The 18,984-nt window shown below is 38.2% G+C and carries 19 protein-coding genes; 14 read left to right on the forward strand and 5 right to left on the reverse strand.

Annotation, left to right across the window (positions count from 1 at the left end):
• The first annotated feature begins 59 nt into the window (after positions 1 to 59).
• From CH364_RS03185 to CH364_RS03200, 4 genes are all read left to right on the forward strand, one after another.
• Positions 60 to 716 (forward strand): lytic transglycosylase domain-containing protein, encoded by a 657-nt coding sequence (locus CH364_RS03185; protein WP_100742179.1) that lies wholly within the window; start codon positions 60 to 62, stop codon positions 714 to 716.
• A gap of 70 nt (positions 717 to 786) precedes the next feature.
• Positions 787 to 1,989: a hypothetical protein gene (locus CH364_RS03190; RefSeq protein WP_100742180.1), complete on the forward strand. Its 1,203-nt coding sequence runs from the start codon at positions 787 to 789 to the stop codon at positions 1,987 to 1,989.
• A gap of 3 nt (positions 1,990 to 1,992) precedes the next feature.
• On the forward strand, positions 1,993 to 4,509 hold the full coding sequence (locus tag CH364_RS03195) for a penicillin acylase family protein (RefSeq protein WP_100742181.1): 2,517 nt from the start codon (positions 1,993 to 1,995) through the stop codon (positions 4,507 to 4,509).
• Between the two features lie 84 nt (positions 4,510 to 4,593).
• On the forward strand, positions 4,594 to 5,757 hold the full coding sequence (locus CH364_RS03200; RefSeq protein WP_100742182.1) for a tetratricopeptide repeat protein: 1,164 nt from the start codon (positions 4,594 to 4,596) through the stop codon (positions 5,755 to 5,757).
• On the opposite strand, the gene CH364_RS03205 is transcribed toward CH364_RS03200, so the two are convergent.
• On the reverse strand, positions 5,749 to 7,038 hold the full coding sequence (locus tag CH364_RS03205; RefSeq protein ID WP_100742183.1) for a PilZ domain-containing protein: 1,290 nt from the start codon (positions 7,036 to 7,038) through the stop codon (positions 5,749 to 5,751). The genes CH364_RS03200 and CH364_RS03205 overlap by 9 nt on opposite strands.
• Positions 7,039 to 7,130: 92 nt before the next feature.
• Between CH364_RS03205 and CH364_RS03210 the strand changes: the two genes are divergently transcribed.
• The 10 genes from CH364_RS03210 (at position 7,131) to CH364_RS03250 (ending at position 14,318) form a co-directional block, all read left to right on the forward strand.
• Positions 7,131 to 7,658 (forward strand): hypothetical protein, encoded by a 528-nt coding sequence (locus CH364_RS03210; protein WP_100743373.1) that lies wholly within the window; start codon positions 7,131 to 7,133, stop codon positions 7,656 to 7,658.
• The gene (locus CH364_RS03215) at positions 7,642 to 8,460 is read left to right on the forward strand and encodes an enoyl-CoA hydratase/isomerase family protein (RefSeq protein ID WP_100742184.1); all 819 of its coding nucleotides are present in this window, start codon (positions 7,642 to 7,644) and stop codon (positions 8,458 to 8,460) included. Before CH364_RS03210 ends, CH364_RS03215 begins: the two co-directional genes overlap by 17 nt.
• A 66-nt stretch (positions 8,461 to 8,526) precedes the next feature.
• Complete coding sequence (locus tag CH364_RS03220; protein WP_100742185.1) at positions 8,527 to 9,225, forward strand: Crp/Fnr family transcriptional regulator; 699 nt, start codon at positions 8,527 to 8,529, stop codon at positions 9,223 to 9,225.
• A gap of 182 nt (positions 9,226 to 9,407) precedes the next feature.
• On the forward strand, positions 9,408 to 10,355 hold the full coding sequence (locus CH364_RS03225) for a rhomboid family intramembrane serine protease (protein WP_100742186.1): 948 nt from the start codon (positions 9,408 to 9,410) through the stop codon (positions 10,353 to 10,355).
• A gap of 49 nt (positions 10,356 to 10,404) precedes the next feature.
• A complete protein-coding gene (locus tag CH364_RS03230) occupies positions 10,405 to 10,872 on the forward strand; it encodes an LIC11177 family protein (RefSeq protein WP_100742187.1) in 468 nt (155 codons plus the stop codon).
• A gap of 48 nt (positions 10,873 to 10,920) precedes the next feature.
• The gene (locus CH364_RS18665) at positions 10,921 to 11,079 is read left to right on the forward strand and encodes a hypothetical protein (RefSeq protein WP_165779472.1); all 159 of its coding nucleotides are present in this window, start codon (positions 10,921 to 10,923) and stop codon (positions 11,077 to 11,079) included.
• Between the two features lie 54 nt (positions 11,080 to 11,133).
• Entirely contained in the window at positions 11,134 to 11,715 is a 582-nt protein-coding gene (gene hisB, locus CH364_RS03235; RefSeq protein WP_100742188.1) for an imidazoleglycerol-phosphate dehydratase HisB, read from the forward strand.
• Positions 11,712 to 12,338 (forward strand): imidazole glycerol phosphate synthase subunit HisH, encoded by a 627-nt coding sequence (hisH, locus tag CH364_RS03240; protein WP_100742189.1) that lies wholly within the window; start codon positions 11,712 to 11,714, stop codon positions 12,336 to 12,338. The genes hisB and hisH overlap by 4 nt, the downstream gene beginning before the upstream one ends.
• Position 12,339: 1 nt before the next feature.
• On the forward strand, positions 12,340 to 13,086 hold the full coding sequence (gene hisA / locus CH364_RS03245; RefSeq protein ID WP_100742190.1) for a 1-(5-phosphoribosyl)-5-[(5-phosphoribosylamino)methylideneamino]imidazole-4-carboxamide isomerase: 747 nt from the start codon (positions 12,340 to 12,342) through the stop codon (positions 13,084 to 13,086).
• A complete protein-coding gene (locus CH364_RS03250) occupies positions 13,086 to 14,318 on the forward strand; it encodes a vitamin K epoxide reductase/DsbA family protein (protein ID WP_100742191.1) in 1,233 nt (410 codons plus the stop codon). Before hisA ends, CH364_RS03250 begins: the two co-directional genes overlap by 1 nt.
• Before the next feature lie 13 nt (positions 14,319 to 14,331).
• Here CH364_RS03250 and CH364_RS03255 read toward each other — a convergent pair whose 3' ends face one another.
• Genes CH364_RS03255 through CH364_RS03270 form a run of 4 tightly spaced genes read right to left on the reverse strand, consistent with a single transcriptional unit; the run spans position 14,332 to position 18,968 of the window.
• Positions 14,332 to 15,324, reverse strand: a complete 993-nt coding sequence (locus CH364_RS03255) for an N-acetylneuraminate synthase family protein (protein WP_100742192.1) — start codon at positions 15,322 to 15,324, stop codon at positions 14,332 to 14,334.
• Positions 15,325 to 15,354: 30 nt separating this feature from the next.
• The gene (gene feoB / locus CH364_RS03260; RefSeq protein WP_100742193.1) at positions 15,355 to 17,424 is read right to left on the reverse strand and encodes a ferrous iron transport protein B; all 2,070 of its coding nucleotides are present in this window, start codon (positions 17,422 to 17,424) and stop codon (positions 15,355 to 15,357) included.
• Positions 17,421 to 17,660: a FeoA family protein gene (locus CH364_RS03265; protein WP_100742194.1), complete on the reverse strand. Its 240-nt coding sequence runs from the start codon at positions 17,658 to 17,660 to the stop codon at positions 17,421 to 17,423. Before CH364_RS03265 ends, feoB begins: the two co-directional genes overlap by 4 nt.
• Before the next feature lie 9 nt (positions 17,661 to 17,669).
• Complete coding sequence (locus CH364_RS03270; RefSeq protein ID WP_100742195.1) at positions 17,670 to 18,968, reverse strand: ABC1 kinase family protein; 1,299 nt, start codon at positions 18,966 to 18,968, stop codon at positions 17,670 to 17,672.
• Positions 18,969 to 18,984 lie beyond the last annotated feature (16 nt).

Consider the following 18,984-nt stretch of genomic DNA (forward strand, 5'->3'; position numbering starts at 1 on the left):
TGCGGAAATATGGACTTATTGTGCGATGCACAAATGAAAGTCTGTTAAAAGAGGACCCAATGCGAAAAAGTAACTCACTCACCCAAATCTTAGGAACCAGTTTCCTCCTTCTCATTTTTCTAACGGAATCATATGGAAAGATCAGTTCTGCTGGTTTATCTGTTCGAAATGAGTCTTCCAAAAGGAAATTGGAGGTCTACATTGCAAAGTACCGGCCGAATCTTTCTTCTAAGGAAAGATTAGAATTGGTTTCGGCGATGGAAAATGCTTCCCTCAACCTTCGTTTACCAGTAGGAAACAAACAGGAACGTTATGATAAATTGGGATTTTTAGTAGGCCTTGTGCAGACAGAATCGCAATTCCACAAACGTGCCAAATCTCATAAAGGAGCTCTTGGCCTCATGCAAGTGATGCCAGCGACAGCGAAGTGGTTGGCAGAAAAAGAAGGAATTCCTTTTTCTTCTGAAAAAGACTTATACGATCCGGAAACTAATTTGTATATAGGTGTTCTTTATTTGAATTACCTGATGGAACGCACTGATTCATTAGATGCTGCCTTGTTATCTTATAATGCGGGTCTTGGCGGTTATAAACGATTTGGAGGCATTCCAGAGTATTCACGATCGGTGTACCGTTACTATGAAGAATGGAAATCGATGCCCTTTCCTTCACAAAGTTTGATTTCTGAAACCGTTGCGAGTCTTCTTTCTATCTAAATTTTACTTTACATAGTTTTAAAACCGACAAGGCTCTTATCCGTTTTATAAAACAAAAGGATGGGAGCGTATGGATTTAATTCGTAGATACGGTGTGTATCTAGCAGTTGTTATATTGGTTGTGATTGGCCTTATCTTCTTTTTATTTAAGGATAATGTTGGTTCTGATCAAGATGCTAGAGAGAAAGCCAGACAAGAAAGGATGGCAAGTAACTCTGATCCGACGCAAGGTGATGACGGTTCTGGAAGTGGTTCTGATGGATCCGGTGGGGTTCCTGATGATGGTGCCACTCCCGAATACATTTTAGAAAAGTATTTAGAATGGGCTGAATACCCTCCATTCTCAAGACCGATGTCCATCCTTAATCATGATTTGGCTTTCCCATTCATCATTGAAACTTCTCCAGATTATTCTATTGATCCAAAAACGAACGAACCTACTGGTTACGTATGTTTGTTCCAACCCAAAACTTGGGCAGTGATTGGAAACAAAGACATGATGTATGTAACATTAGAATGTCGTGATAAAGCTAGAAACCGAGTGAAAGTTTCCATTGATTCTCACCAAGTTTTTAAAGAATGGGAAGGACAAAGATTCGGCGTCGTGAGTGCTTCTGTAAATGATAGTGGAACAGATGGAGACCAAACGAGAGGCGATAATATTTTTACTTTTTCATGGAAACCACAAAAGGGTGATTGGGGGCAAATGTCTCTTGTTGCGGAAATTACTTATGGGCCCGAGAATTTAAAAACCACTCTCACTTCTAGTTTCTTTTCTAGTCCATCGATTCCCGCAGAATTTAACGGAGTGTTCTCTGACTCTTTACAAGATGGATCGCTCATTGTCCGTGCAGTTGTGAATGTTTATAAAAAAGGAAAATACCATTTAGAAGCTAATTTAAAAGACGAAAAAAATGGTGAATACATCGCTTACGCTGTGTACGACGGTGATTTAGTTTCTGGTTCCAATGAAGTTGAATTTACTTTTTTTGGAAAGATCCTTCGTGATAAAGATTTAGACGGACCTTATTTGGCGACTTCATTCCGTGGACATCGTGTCAATTTACCAATTGATCCAGAATGGTTCAACCAAGGTGCAGAAGGACTTAGAAAAATCCAAGCTGCAAAAACAACAGAACCAGATCGTGAGCTTGTTGTCCCATACAAGGACGAATACAAAACAAAATATTATAAAGTGGAATCCTTCTCGAATGCAGCTTGGGATTCGGCAGACAAACAAAATCGCATTCGGCAAATCAAAGCACTACAGTAAACTATGTTAGAAAAAACTAAAAAATTGATAAGAAAGAGACCATTTTTAAGTCTCTTTCTACTTTTCATCCTCACTCTTCCAGTCACCCTACATTTTTTGTTTTGGGGACTGGTAGCCATGAAAGCACCTCGTTATAGCGGAGAGATTGTTTCTGATAAATTAACAACTCCTGTAACTGTGATTCGAGATGAAGCTGGGATACCGCATATCGTAGGTGGAGATGCAAAGTCCGCCTACTTCGCATTAGGTTATACGATGGCACAGGATCGTATCTTCCAGATGGAATTACAAAGACGGATTGGGAAAGGAGAACTCACTGAAATATTTGGTGAAAAACTGATTCCCACGGATCAGTTTTTAAAGTCGTTACTTTTGAAAAAAACAGCGGAAGAATATGTAAATCAGAAGGAACATATTTATCCTGAGGCATGGAACCAATTGGACTGGTTTTTGGATGGAGTGAATCACTTCTTATCTGAAGACAATTTACCAATTGAATATACAATTCTTGGAATCAAACCAAAACCATTTGATCGAGTCGATGCCATTTCCTTTTTGTTTTATATGGGATTTTCTTTTGCGGAAGGAATCAAATCGGACAGTTTGTACACTATTATGGAGTCTGAATTAAAAAATCGATCCGCAAATGAACTTTTTCCTCGTTACGATTTTGAAACGAACGCGACAATTTTAGAAGCACAACCTGGTGTACAAAGGTTAGCGGATACCAAAAATTTTCAAAACTCAAATCAAAATCGAATTGGTAACCCGAGTTCTTCTTTAAATCGTAAAACCGGAACTCATATAAGCGGAAAAGAAGTTCTCAATTTAAAACAACTTGTGTCTTTTGTGAACCAATTGCAATTACCGATTGAACCATTGGAAGGTAGTAACTCTTGGCTTGTGGCTCCTGGTCGTTCTGAAAGTGGTGGGGCAGTCCTTGCAAATGATCCACATATTGCTCTCTCCAATCCCGGTGCTTGGTATGAAGCTTATATCGAATACCCAGGATACGAAAACTATGGATACTTCTTATCTATTATCCCTTTTCCTCTGATTGCACATAACAGAGAAAAGGCATGGGGACTTACCATGTTGGAACAAGATGATGTTAATTTGTATTTAGAAACTATTGAAGATGGAAAATTCAAATCTGGAAATTCTTGGAAAGATTTAACTTATTATCGAGATTCAATCCGTAAAAAAGATGGGACGGAAATTCCTTTTGAGGTAGGGATTACAAACCATGGCCCACTCATTACAGAACATATCAAAGGATTTAAAGGAAGACCAGTGAGTTTGTATTGGGCTCACCACCACTTACCGAATCCACTCCTTGATGTGCTCTTCCAAATGGGAAAATCCAAATCGTTTTCCGAACTTGATTCTGCCTCTTCCATGATTGGTGCTCCAGGACTTAACTTTAGTTATGCGGATAAAAATGGAAACATTGCCTATTATGCAGTTGGAAGATTCCCAATTCTCAAATCTGGAAACTCACGTAAAATTTTAGAAGGTTCTACGGGTGAAAATGATGTAATTGGTTATGTTCCGGTAAAAGACAATCCAAAGATTATCAATCCAAAAAATGGAATCATCGTTACAGCAAATAACCAAGTGACAAGTAAGTCTCTCCCTGGACTTGGAAAACCAGAAGGGAACTGGCAACCTCCTGACCGCTTTCAAAGGTTAGTTGGAGTGTTGGAGACAAAAGAAAAATGGAGTTTGGAAGACCTTGCGGCAATCCAAAATGACACTGTATCTTCCTTTGCACCTGAGTATCTGGATCTTGTTTTAACAACTGTCAAAGACGCAAAAACGCCAAATGGAAAAAAGGTTTTGGAAATTCTAAAAAAATGGAATTTTGAACATTTCCCTGAATCTCAAGGTGCAGCAGTTTATGATGTGTTTTTTTACATTAACCTTCGTGAATTGTTAATTGATGAGATGGGTCCTGCCAATTTCGAGTTATATGGAGATATAGCAGAATATTGGAATGCCTATCGCCATTTTGTTCGAAATCCAAGTTCTCCCTATTGGGATGATTTACGAACCGAAGGGATCTCCGAATTAAGAGAAGACATTTTAAAAAGATCCATTGAGGAGACAGGAAAATATTTAGAAACTCATCTTTCGGCCTCTCCTAGTCTTTGGACTTGGAAAAACTTATACAAAATCAAACACCCACATCCACTAGGCGTATTGCCTCTGATAGGTGGTGTTTTTGATATTGGTCCACTTCCCTCTGCCGGTGGGGCAGAAGTGGTTAACAATTTAAAATACAAACTGATGAAAGAAGATTGGACAGCGTTTGCGGGACCTTCTAAAAGGCGAGTGATTGACTATGGTCGTTTTGAAGAGTCGGTAACCCAACTTCCGATCGGGAATAGCGGAAACCTTGCGAGCCCCTTTTATGGTAACTTGGTGGATGATTATATTAACGGAGTCCATAGGAAAATCTTGTATTCGAAAGAACAAGTAGGTACCGGTCGGTTCCGATTGGATTTTCGCCCCAAGTAAATTCTAAAAAATTCCCCACAAGCCCTGTGGGGACCTCAGTTTTTCTACGGCCAAAGATTCTTTTTTGGCCGATCTTTAAATCAGATGTTCCGTTCCATTTTAATTGGTATTTTATTTGTTACGGCAACTTTTGCCCAATCTTCATCTGATCGATTGGCATTTGCTTTTCGTAGCCAGGCATCACTTGACCCTCTTCGAATGATTGTTGTCGGAGAGGTTGTAGGAATTGAAAAAGCCAGCTACTATGAAGTGGATACACTTTCGCAAGAATTGGAAGTGGATACAAGACCAGATACAGTGACTATCAAAGTGGCTGATCCCAAAGGAATTCGTGTGGGACAAACTTTGTATTTATTAGAAAAAAACCAAGACCACAAAACCTTTCGTGATGGAAACATTGTGGGAATGATCACTGTAAAATCAGTTTACCAAACTACATTTTTTGGGTGGCAAGTTCGCGGGGAAGGGTATTTGCGACTCATTGAAGACCGTCCAGTAACAGCTGCAAGATTATTAGATACAACAAAATATGATGAAGCCTTTATGGCGAAAAAGAAAGGTGACCATTATTTTGCCAAAGGGCAAATGGAAGAAGCCTTAAGGATGTATAAACATTCCGTTTCCCTTGATCAAGGATCACCTGATTCCCATTATGCACTTGGAAAAGCTCATTGGAAAGATGGAGAAGGATATGTTTCAACAGCATTCGAATATTCGATGGCCTGGAAAAATAGGGAACGATTCTCGAATGCCCAAGAAAGGCTTTTGTTCTTAGTCGATTATTTGCGTTTTTTAACTTTCTATTTTAAAGTAGAAGGGAAAGAAAATAAAAAACAATTGGATCTTATGCCTCAAGTGGCAAAAGAAGCACGCACTCTTTATCCAAAAAATTATGAAGTTTGGCTTTATAGTTTTGAAACTTCCTTTTTAAATCTTTTGCATTCAAATATGACAGATACTGGTGTAGATGGTCGCAAAAAAAGGGAAGAGTGGTCTGAACGTTCTGAAGAATACTTACAGAAAGCTTATTCAATCAGGAAATCTGATTATTATCTTCATAAACTTGCCTGTGAATTTTATAATTTAAAATGGAAAGAAACTCGTGGTTCAATCAAAGAAACGGATTACCGAAATAAACTGATCGAACACGGAAAATTGTTACGTCTTTACTACACTGGCGAAACCACTTTGTCGGAAGATCTGTTAAACGCAATTCGACTTGCAGAAAAACAATCAGGATCACTCTGATAAAATCTTCATACTCTTTTCAAATAAATACGATTCCAAATACAACATATCATCTGGGGCAGAACTGAAATAGTTTACCCCAAGGTGATAATGATCTCCTTTATCTAAAAATCGAATGATCTCTCCTCGGATGATCATAGTTCTTTCCTTATTTAGTGGAATGAACATTTTTATGATATTGTGGCGTTTTAAATATTGGAACAGACGTTTGTCGTAAATTTCGAAGAGAAGACCATCCAAAGAAATATCTACAACTTTGGTAGTAGATTGCATTGTTTCATAACTTCCATGTTGGATGGCAATTTTTGTGAATACGTAACTTATAATTTCGGCAAGTTCAAATATATAGACTGCTTGGTTTTGTGAGATTGTAAATCTTTCCATAGCAGTAGAGTAAACTTTTATAAATCCAACAACATCTTCATAAAGACGAATGGGAGTGATTACATAAGAAACATAAAAATTTCGAGATTCATGTTTTCTCATGGATTCAAAATAATCCAAAGCAAATTCATCTCCAAATTCCTTCCCCATTTCTTTGTATTCATTATAATAATTAAAGAGGACGTCATTGCCTGGATCATTGATATAAGAAGTGATTCGATTACAATCTGGTATATAAATGGATTTTCCGGTTCTTAGGATGGTTTTTTTAACAAAGTCATCATATTCGTTTAATTTTTCGTCTGGCTGGAAAAAATGGATTTCATAGTCTTTTGAAATTCTTTCGATGGCCTCGGTTAACATTACATTGATGAGTTTGCTATCAGGCCTATCTTTCCGTACTTCTTTCATTAGGTGAGGAAAACGGCTTTCGGCATAAAGGTTTTTTCCCACTTCTCTCGAACCACCTGTCAAACTTCTAAATAGAATGATAAAGTTCATAAACAAATCATCTACTGGAATCCGTTTGTTGGTTCTAAGTTGATAAGACTGTAGCTCAGTTGGAGTTTTGATTACAGTTTTTTCTTTTTGGATGTCGAGGATCACTACCTCAAACTGGTAGTTGATGTTCATTACTTCAAAACGAACTCGTGCTCGCCTTGATCCTTGTTCCACCAAGTCGGGGATCATTAAAGTGACTGTATGGGATTCAATTTCCTCGACCGCTGCAACTAGAATGTCCTCTTCATAAATAAATTCAAATTCTCGGTTATCTGCTTTAAGATAATAAAAGAGGTGTTTGACTATGTTGACATCCGACCCTATGATGGTTTCTTCAAATAACGATTCTAAAATCGTTATGAGTTCTTGCATCGAATCGGTTCTTCCAATTGCCATACTAAAATTATCGATTTTCTGAGGGTCAAAATCGATTTTCTCGCCAGGAAAATATGCAAGGAAACGACAGAATTCGCCGAAATGGGAAGTATATGGAACTCACTCTCCCAAAACAAGTTAATCCAGAACTTTTGCCAATGATCCGTCAAGGTCTCCTCAGTCCGGAGAAATTAGCCATTCTCACTGAGTTGTATGCCATTGTGGAAAGGTTTGCAGGTTCCCTCTACACTGATGAGGAAACCCAAAAGAAAATTTTGGAACGTACTGGGTCATTGCCTGATCTCATTACTTGGAGTGATTACTTTCAGACGGAAGTGGCTTCTCGTTATTTTTTAGAATCAGAGGATTCACTCAGACGCATTGTTGATACCATACGTTTTGACTTAATTTCTTCTCATCTGATTTTTAGTGGAAAACCAGATCATTACAAAGATAAAATTAGAGCCGAAGTTTTGGTGAGCAAAGGCATTGATTCTCTTCTTCCCAACCAAGACATGGAAAGCCAACACCTAGAAATTCTCCTCAATTACTTTGAAAATATGGAGATCGGGAATAAACCTTTATCTTTACAAGATAAAGCCTGGTACGAATCCTTTCAGATAGATGAAATCGCGATTTGAAACCAAAGAGTATGAATTCCTAGAAATTGAATCCCGTGATACTGAAGATGGAAAGATAGTTTCCATCTTCCTAAACAATCCCAGTTCCCGCAATTCCATGACATGGAAAATGGGGGAAGAGTTCGCAGACCTCATCCATTCCATTAAAAAAGAAAAAGTCCTTCCAAGAGCAGTCATCATTTCCGGTAGAAACGATGTGTTTTGTGCTGGTGGTGATTTAAATTTACTAAGATCTTTTTCAGAAAAATCTTTTTCGCAAAACAGACGTGATATGAGAAAGTTCTACGGTTTCTTTTTATCGGTTCGTAAACTCCCTGTCCCTGTCATTGCTGCTGTGAATGGGCATGCGATTGGAGCAGGTCTTTCTTTAACTTTTGGGTGCGACCTAAGAATTTTTGCTGATGAGGGAAAGTATTCTTTTAATTTTGTAAGGCTTGGAATCCATCCTGGAATGGGTTCAAGTTTTCTTTCCCCTGAACTCCTTGGAAAAAGTTTAGGAGGAAGGTTATTACTCACCGGTGAAACCTTCGATGGTAAATTTGCCAAATCTTGTGGACTTGCATTAGATAGTGTTCCTAAAACTGAAGTGTATGCGCGTGCTATGGACCTTGCATTGTCCTTGTCAAAGGCTGCGCCACTCGCCTTACAAGAGTTAAAGCGAAATTTATACTCCTGGAAGCAGTTGGACGCTGCGCTAAAAAAAGAAGCAGAATCCCAGGCGCGGAACTTTATTTCGGACGACTTTAAAGAGACAATCAAAAGTATCTTAGAAAAGCGCGAACCTAAGTTTACCGGTAAATGAAAAATTTAGAAAGTTTCTAAATTTATGGCTCGACAAGGATTTTTTAAGAGGTTACACCAAAACTGAATGGCGGATCTTCCACTCAATCCTGATTGTTTTGCTTGTGATTATAAAAATCACAATGTCCTTCACTGTGCTGCGCATGAAACCATAGAAAGAATCAACGCTGGTAAAGACTTCACTGTATTTCCACGGGGTAAACATCTCGTTTCTGCAGGTGTCAAAGCTGACGGTTTTTTCTTCATCAAGTCGGGACTTGTTAGAAGTTATGTCCAATTGGCTAGTGGTAAGGAACAAACCTTACGTCTCAGTGGACCTGGGGACTGGGTAGGATTTCGGGATTGTATATCAGATTCCGTTTCCCATCACAACGTAGTGGCCGTCGAAGACACCCATGCTTGTTACATCACGGGAGACCTCATTGATGCCCTCGTAAAGGATGATATCAACTTCCAAAAGGAAGTCTTCAAACAGATGGCGAAGGAATGGCAGGAGATGGAGGAACATGTAGTTTCTCTCGGAACCAAACAAGTCCATGAAAAACTAGCAGAAATCCTAATCGTTCTAGACAACGCCCAAGGTCGCAAGAACCAAGTAGAACTCAAAGTCACGCGAGATGTCCTTGCTACATTCATTGGAACCAAAACAGAAACCTTAGTAAGGGCGTTATCTGATCTCAAAGCCAGAGAATTCATCTCTGTGGACAAAAACCGCATTGATATTCTGAACAGAGAAGCTTTGTATTCCCTTTCAAAAATCGCCTAAATTTTTTCCTGAATCTATTAAGCCTCCACCTCAGAATTCCGATGGTAGAAATGATTGATAATCAAGGTAGGGTCTGTTGCCTGATTTTACCTTAAGTCACTCCCGGGGGGGCATTCCGAAAGGATTCCCCCTTTTTTTATTTCCCTTGTTTCTTTCTAAGCCATCTAAATTCTGGAAGTTACATGTCTAGAAATCGAGGCCAGAGTCCTAGTTTATTTGGGAATCCCATCCTTCATCCCCTGAATGTAATTCTCATCATCAATTGTTTTATTTTTTTTCTCCAATACTTTGCAAACCAGCAGTTAATTTATCGATTTGGTTTGACACCTGATTTTGTGTTAGGTGGTGCAGTTTGGCAGGTATTTACTTATGGTTTTTTACATGCAGTAGAACTTATCCCTTTTCATTTACTTGTGAATATGTATGGTATGTATATGTTGGGAACCAATATCATTCCCATCATTGGAAAAACTAAATTTACTATTTTGTATTTTGCCTCTCAAATTGGTGCGGGAATTTTTGTGGTTCTATCTGCTTATTTGAATCATGTATTAGGTGGCAATCTTCCTTTTTTAGAATCCATGACCACACAAACGATTGGTGCCTCAGGGGCTCTGTTTGGGTTACTGGCTCTATTCGGAATTTTTTATCCTAATGCGGAACTCCTATTATTTATTTTTCCGGTAAAAGCTAAAAATGCAGTTTGGGTGTCACTTGTGATTGGTTATTTAATTTCCCAACTGGGAAATGGAGCTATTTCCAATACATGTCATTTGGGTGGAGCGCTAACGGCTCTCATCCTCTATAAAATTTTCCAAAAACAAATCAAACCTGGGAGTTTACCTTATATTCCTGGATTGGAATGGGAAGCGCCAAGGGAGACTAAAATCCAACAGAAATCCAAACCGGCGGTCGTTGAGGATCTCTTTCTTGACCAAAAAAAAATCAACGAAAGCGTTTTGAAACAGATTGATTCTAAAAAAGATAGGGAATCGGTAATAAATTATTTACTAGGTATACAAGTGGCAGATGCTAATATATGCCCTCCATCTACGTATAACACCGAGGATCCGATCTGTTTGCGCTGTGAATGGTTGGCAAATTGTGCACTTCGTAAGGCAAAAGAATAATTTTTCGTCTAAATTCTTGACAGTCTCTTGAGATGGGGATAATGAAAACATGCCTGTAGAAAAGAAATCCTCTGTAGAAGAGGTTCTCAAACGCGAAAAATTAACCAAAGAATTTGAAAAAGAAAAACGTGTTTCCGAACAAAAGGCGATCGAACAAGCAGCAGCTAAATTGTCTGCACAGAGCCCAGAAACAACCGAAACTGTAAAAACATCCAAATTCATTACCAATATCGACATAACATTTTCCCAAGCAAAAACGGATCTAAGGTTTTATTTTCTGAATGATGGAAGTTATGCGGACGATTTCAAACGAATGTTCCAAGAGAACGAATCCTTATTCAAACGTTACGGAATCACTAGCCAGAAGTATTTGGAATACATTCGAGAATCCTTTGATCGTTATAAAAAAATTCATGATATGATGCCTCTGGATCCAATGAAACCTAAACATTTTAAATACGTAGAAGACTCCATTTCGGAACTGGTAAGGATGTTCAACCAGAGATTCGGAAAATAATTCTTTCGAAACTTTCTTTTCCTCCGGCCATAGGATTTCCCTAAAAAATTGAGAAGTTTCCTTCTGCCAATTGTTGGTTCTCATAGAGGGACTTCTTTGCCAGAACATTGGAAACGCATTCTTATTTTTGCAATCGTTGCTTTCGTTTATTTCTTTTGGATTTTTGTTGGGTATGATTTAGCAGGGGTTCTCGGCCTCGCTTCCTAATCCTCCCCACATTCTCTCTTGACACCTGGGTTTTCTACCAAACATGCTAGGAATATGGTGGAATCAAGAAAGACATCCGAAACAGACATCCGGCTGGACCTAAACGTCCGAGGTACGGGAGTCTACCAGTTTGATACTGAAATCCCGTTTTTTGAGCATATGCTCTCTCATATCTCCAAACATGGCCTCATTGATATGGATTTAAAACTCCGAGGCGACATTGGTATCGATTGCCACCATTCTGTGGAAGACACCGCCATCCTTATGGGTCAAATGATCCACACCCAATTAGGTGATAAAAAAGGAATCTTCCGATACGGACATTTTACCTTACCAATGGATGAAGTTTTAACAACAGTCGCAGTGGATCTCGGTGGACGATTTTATTTTAAATACACTGGCCCTCCTATGGATGGGAAATTTGGAATTTATGACGCAGAACTTTCACTCGAGTTCCTTCAGAAATTTGCTCTCAACGCAAAGATGAATTTACACGTCGTTGTACATTATGGTGAAAACCGCCACCACATCCACGAATCTATTTTTAAGGGCCTTGGTAAGGCATTACGGCAAGCGATTGCCATCGACTCACTAACAAAGGATCAAATACCTTCTACAAAAGGAATGTTGGAGTGATTGTTGTTTTAGATTTTGGAATGGGGAATATCCATTCCTTACTCAAAGCAGTTTCCTTATACACTAGTGATTTTCAATTTACGAGTGATCTTGAAACGGTCAAAAAAGCTGATAAAATTATTTTGCCTGGTGATGGACATTTTGATAAAGCCATGCAGAATTTAAATCAGGCAGGATTTTCTTCTGTATTAAAAGATCACGTAGCCGCAGAAAAACCTTTGTTTGGAATTTGTATAGGTTATCAAGTGTTATTTGAGGATTCGGATGAAACTTCTAAACCAGGGGCAACCATTCCGGGTCTCGGATTCATTCGCGGTAAAATTCGAAAGTTTGAAGGGAAACAAAACTTAAAAGTTCCTCATATGGGATGGAATAAACTTTTTGATATCAAAGCCAAAAATACCAAGTTATTAAAAGGAATTCCCAACGAATCTTTTATGTATTTTATCCATTCTTATCGGCCTGTGGGTGTCGATAGGTTGGACATCACAGCTAACTGCCATTACTATGGGGAATCTTTTCCTGCTGTGGTAGAAAAAGAAACTATCTATGGAACACAGTTCCATCCCGAAAAATCAGATATAACAGGACTTGGAATCCTAAAAAACTTTATAGAACTCTAATATGTTAGTATTACCTGCAATTGATCTTTTAGATAACGAAGCTGTGCGATTACTCCAAGGGGATTATTCTAAAAAAACAGTGTATTCCTCCGAACCCGAAAAAATGATCCAAGTTTTTGAGGAACAAGGGGCCACACTGATTCACATTGTGGATTTAAATGCTGCAAAAACTGGAAAATCAGAAAATGAGAAAGCCATTCGCAAAATTAAAAACAAATGTTCCGTAGATCTAGAGTTAGGTGGTGGAATTCGTTCTTTAGAAAATATGAAGTTTTATGATGGGCTCGGTGTATCTCGGTTTATTTTAGGAACTGTTGCCGTAGAGGACCCATCTGTGGTAGAACAGGGATTAAAAACCTTCGGCCCAAATCGAATTGTGATTGGAGTGGATGCCAAAGATGGATTGGTTCGCACTAAAGGTTGGGAAACCAATTCAGGAATCAAATACACTGATTTTTTAAAAACAATGTATGATATGGGAATCCGCCACGTAATTTTTACAGACATTTCCAAAGACGGAATGATGGCTGGGCCAAACACTGCTGTTTATTTGGAGTTATTGTCTATGTTTCCCGATTTACAGCTGGTAGCTTCTGGGGGAGTTTCTTCCACAAAAGACCTGGTGCATTTGTATGATGCCTCTAAGGGAAAACTATTCGGTGCCATCACGGGAAAAGCAATTTATGAAGGAAAATTAGACTTAAAAGAAAGTATCAGGATTCTAAGTATGAAGAGGAATGAAAATTGATGAATCGTAAGAATTTAGCATTAGCAGGAGTGGTCGGTGGAGTTATCGGACTCATTGTCTCTTTCCTATTGGCAATCGAATATTTTGGTATTGGAACAGATAATTTAGCAAACTCCGCATGTTCTGCATTAGGTGGCGGTGACTCCTGTTTAAAAGTTGCAGAGAGTTCTTATTCGGCAATCCCGGGAGTCCCATTTTTAGGAAATGTTCCTATCGCCTTACTTGGGTTTGGGTTTTACGGAGTATTGACATATTCTTTCTTTTTGGTTACAAAAGCAAAATCGAATGAAGAAGTGTCAAAGTTCATTTCTCTTCTTTTCCCTATTTTGGTATTAGGCCTTCTATTTGATTTTATCCTTTTTGGGATCTCAGTAGGAATCATCGGAACAATTTGCCAACTTTGTTTTGTGACATACATAGTTACAATGACACTTCTTGGTATTTTATTTTTACTTTGGAAAACAGAAGGAAAACCAAAACTAGAAGTTCCACTGGCCTTAAAAGAAGGAATCACTACGCTCGGACTCGTTTATTTTTTTAGTTTTTCATTAGGGTTTGCAACTAGTAAGATGTGGGTGAATCAGGCAAGTTCCAATACTCTCGCAACTTCAAGAGGAATGGACTCTGCAGAAATCCAATCTAAGATTGCGGCCTATTTTCAAGAACCCACGCTCGGAATCAAAGTTGCCGGATCACCATTCATTGGTAAAAAAGACGCACCAATCACGATTGTAAAATTTGCTGATTACAACTGTGGACATTGTTTACATACAAGTCATATCTTACATACAGTTCTTTCTGAATACGATGGAATGGTTAAGGTGGTTTATAAAAACTTCCCACTAGACGGAACTTGTAACCGTTTGATGCAACAACCAAGACCCGATGCTTCTTCTTGTGTGGCTGCCATTGCTGCCATTTGTGCTGACAAACAAGGAAAATTTGAGCCTATGTATCGTGGGCTTTATGATAACTTAGAAAAGGGTGTGGCTCACTCTGGATCCAGTGTTGTAAATTTAGCTAATTCCATTGGATTGAATGTGAATTCTTTAAAAGCATGTATGGCTTCTAAAGAAGCACAAAACCAATTGAATGCAGAGATTGATGAGGCTGAAAAGTTAAATATTCAGTCCACTCCTTCTCTTTATATCAATGATAGAAGAATTGAGAGTGGAACTCCTAATCCAATTTTTTTAAAGACTCTTCTCGAACAAATCATCCAAAAGATGTAAATGGAATAGGCACCTAAATAGATTTAGGTGCTAGTCGAATGGGTCCTTCTTGTAAAAGAGAAGGATCTCCTATTCTATGTAACTCCCAAGAATCCAAAACATGGCTGTCTTTTGTGTGAAGGGCAGGTCTTAAACTAAGAACTGAATTCCCTTTTTTGTATAGAGACCTTCTCCCATAAAACCAACCATTAGTTTCTTCCTGGTGTGTGTTTTTTCCATATAGTCCACCCATTTCAAAACTAAGTCTTAAGTTCTCAGCCAAGTTCGAAAACATTTTTGGATCCATTGAAATTCCATGGTCTGGTCCTTCTAAATTTCGATCCAAGGTAAAATGTTTTTCAAAAACAACTGCACCCAATCCACAGGCCACGGAGGATGCCAAGGTTCCATCTGAATGATCGCTAAAACCCACAACATAGTCTGTTGTATCCAAATAAAATGGAATCGACTGAAGGTTTACTTTGTTTAGCGGAGTGGGATACATCGAAACACAATGGAGTAAACATACTTCCGATTTTTCCTTTTGAAAAAGAGAAATGGCCCTTGTTACTTCTTCTGGCAAAGCGGCACCAGTAGATACAATCAATGGTTTTCCCGATTGAATGGATTTATTTAATAAAGGTAAATTAACAATATCACCAGAAGCAATTTTTAAAATTGGAACATCAATACCACATAACAAATCAACGGCGGATTCGCAAAGTGGAGTGGAAAAAAAGTCAAGCCCTAAGTCTAGGGCAGTTCTTTGGAATTCCTTATGTTGTGATTCGTTTAATTCATATTGTTTAAAAATGTCATACAAAAACTTAACATCAGGATTGGAACTATCTATAAATTCGTCTGTTTTGTAGGTTTGGAATTTTACCGCATGCGCGCCCGACTCTTTTGCTTTGGCAATAGTTCGTTTTCCGATTTCAAGATCTGCGTTATGATTGAGTCCAATTTCTGCGACCAAATATGGAGCCGACTTTCTTGTTAGAGTTTTTGATCCAATGTGAAAATCCAAGTTTTCCCTCTTTCAATGATTGTCGGCAGTTTATACAAATCCTAGAATTTTTCCCAACTGAAAAATGAGAAAGGAAGCAGTGATGGCAAGGATAGTCATATATAAAAACTGAACGGTTGGCCAAAATATGGTTCCCGTTTCTTTTTTTGTGACCGCAAGCGTTGACATACATTGACTCGCAAAAGCAAAAAAAACTAGGAGAGATAGACCAGAGAGCGGAGTCCAAACCAGACTTCCATCTGCTCGTTTCTCTGTGCGAAGAGTAGAACGAAGGGATTCTCCTTCTTCATTTTCTTCCGAACCATATAGCACTGCTAAGGTGGAAACCATCACTTCCCTTGCGGCAAAAGAAGTTAAAATTGAAATTCCAATTTTCCAATCAAAACCAAGTGGCTCAATTGCCGGTTCCATTACTTTTCCGATGGAACCAATATAGGATGATTCAATAGGACTTGTGGTCCATTTTTGATCTTTATAATCTGCAGGGAAATGGCTTAGAAACCAAAGTAGAACTGATATGTATAAAATAATTTGGCCGGCAGTGGATAAAAAGGATTTAACCTTTCCATAGACTGTATGAAATAAACTTTTCAGAGATGGAACATTATACCTTGGAAGTTCCATTACGAAATAAGAAGATTCTTCTTTAAACACTGTTTTGCGAAAAAGGAAAGCAAACCCAAAACTTGTCACCATTCCAAGTAAAAACATCGAAAACAAAACAAATCCTTGGATATTAAAAATTCCGAATACTGGCGGAAAACTAAAAACAGTTCCTACAATTAAAATGTAAACAGGATATCTAGCTGAACACATAATAAGAGGAGATACCATAATGGTTGTAAAACGATCAGATTTGTTTTCAATGGTTCTTGTCCCAAGGATTGCTGGAACTGCACAAGCAGCAGAAGAAAGAAGGGGTATAAAAGATTTCCCAGACAATCCAAATTTCCCCATGATTCGGTCCATTAAAAAACTAGCACGTGCTAAATATCCAGATTCTTCCAAAATACCAATGAATAAAAATAAAAGGGCAATCTGAGGAATAAATACAATCACACTTCCTACTCCACCAATGACTCCTTCTGACAAAAGAGATTTCAGAAGTCCATTACCTATGTTTGAATCAACAAGGGACTGTAAGGTGGTAATTCCTGATTCGATTAGATCCATAGGGATTTCAGCAAAACTGAATAAACTTTGGAAAAGAAGTCCCATTAAAAGAAAAAAACAAATAAATCCAAGGACAGGATGTAATAAAACACGGTCTAGTTTTTCTTCCCAACTTCCTGGAGCAGATTTGGGATAGCTAACTACATCTGCTAAAACTTTTTTAATAAAAAAAGAGCGGTAGATCATTTCTTCTTGGTAAAAAAAAGAGAATCCCTTGCCTTCTATTTCAGATTGTAACCAAACTTTTGTTTCGCTAGGGAACTGATTTAAATAACGTTCCTCACTCAAATTTGGATCTTTATTTATATATTTTAATGATTGCGATAAAAAGAATTCTGCTTCGTTGGTATTGATGCCTAACTTATGTTTTGCTGACTTTAGAAAAGTTTCTTCCTTTGTTCCCCATGTCCATAACCTGGAATGTTTTTGAAATTGATTTGGATCTTTAATCACATCCTTTAAAATATCAATTCCTTCGCCTGACTTTGCATTCACCAATAAAAACTGTAGGCCAATGGCTTTTTTTAGTTTTTCTAAATCCAATCGGATTCTTTTTTTTTCGAGCACATCTTTCATTGTAAGCACAACAAGAGTGGGAACACCCATGTCGATGATCTGCAATAAAAACTGTAGACCCCTTTCTAAGTTCAAAGCATCTAAAACATAAATCACTTGTTCATCTGGTTTTCTTGAAAGTAATACTTCGTATGCAATTTTTTTGTCTTCCGCAACTCCACCAAGTCCGTATGTACCTGGTAAGTCGGTGATGATCCATTCCGAATTGTCTATTACTAAAGTTCCTTCCCTTTTTTCAACAGTAACTCCGCTGAAGTTTCCAGTTTTTTGTTTGAGTCCTGTCAGTTGATTGAATAAAGTTGATTTGCCACAGTTGGGATTCCCAACTAAATAAATTCGTTTGTCTTTCATGTTTGTTTCAGTTTGATTTCGATTGCTTTTCCATCTTCAATTCGTAAGGCAATTTTTGTTCCACTCAAAATACATACCATCTTCCCAAGTAAAAGAGATTTGTTTTGTAGTGTGATTTCGGCCCCTGGAAAAAATCCTAATTCCAGTAACTCCGTTACCATTGGTTTGGGAAGTTTTTGCGAACTTAATGAAACAATCTCTGCTGTTTCACCAATTTTTAAATCTTGTATAGTCATTTGTATTGTTTAGGAAATTGCAAATTTTTGTGAATCACGGAATAAATTGATTTCAGGTGCGATTGATTTAACATATCTATCAAAGTATAACATTTGTTTCATAAGAAGTGCAAATTCTCTAGGAATTTTTAAACCATTCTTTTCTGCAATTTCCTTCATGTCGTACATGATTCGATTTACCCTAGATTCGTCAAACATCTCATTGTCAGTCAAATGAACATAAACTGATTCTAAATCATTAAATACAGAATCTAATTCTTTAGCAAGGACCGTTGGATTCACGCCGCTATTCGTTGAGTCCATTTCTACTAAACCTTGTGCCACTAACGTTGGTTCACCGATTCCAATCCCTTGCGTAAATAACATCAAACCTTTCCATATTTTAGGAGAAATACGTCCAACAATACCAAAATCAATAAAACCGATGGTTCCATCCTTTAGAATCATTAAATTTCCTGCATGGACATCGGCATGGAAAAAACCTTGATTGGATAAAGAGGAAAACCAAATTTCTAATGCATCACTGAGAACCTTTCTTGGATTGTTTGTGAATTTACGAAGACCAGCTTCATCTGTGATGGGCACACCATAGAAACGTTCCATGGTCAAAACTTTTTTTGTAGAGAGTGTATGATACACTCTCGGAACACGAGCTCTTGATTCTTTGGCTCGCAAAAGATAATCTTCAAACTCTTCAATGTTTTTTGCTTCTTGGATAAAATCAATTTCCTGTAGGATCGAAATTTGAAATTCATCGAACATGGCAGTGAGTCCTGATTTTTTGAAGTCAGGAGCAATGAATTCTAAAATTTTTGTTAGAATTCCTAAAATTTGCATATCGGTTTTCAATGTTAGGTGGACATCGGGTCTTTGAACTTTGACAACTACATCCAGACCTTCTTTGGTAACTGCCGCATGGACCTGGGCAATGGATGCAGAGGCTAGGGGAGTTTCATCAAAACTATGGAATAAACTTTCTATTTTTCCACCCAATTCGCGTTCTACGGAGGAACGAATGTCTCGAAAGGCAACAGGTCTTACGGAGTCCAAACAAGCCTGCATTTCTTCCACATATTCTTTTGGAAAAAGAGAAGGTGCGCTGGCAATGAATTGGCCTAGTTTGATATAGGTTGCGCCAAGATGGGAAAATGCTTCCCGGAGGGTGATGGCAATCTCTCTGTGATTGGGGTTTCCCTTGGTTAGCTGGGCCAGAATCCCAAAAGCCTTAGAAGTGAACACAAAACTGGAATGGGCGACACGTAGGCTTGATTGCCAACCAAAAGAGACAAATTCAGAAAGGGAATCCATACGCCCTAGTTTAAGA

The organism is Leptospira harrisiae, from assembly GCF_002811945.1.
Lineage (GTDB): Bacteria > Spirochaetota > Leptospiria > Leptospirales > Leptospiraceae > Leptospira_A > Leptospira_A harrisiae.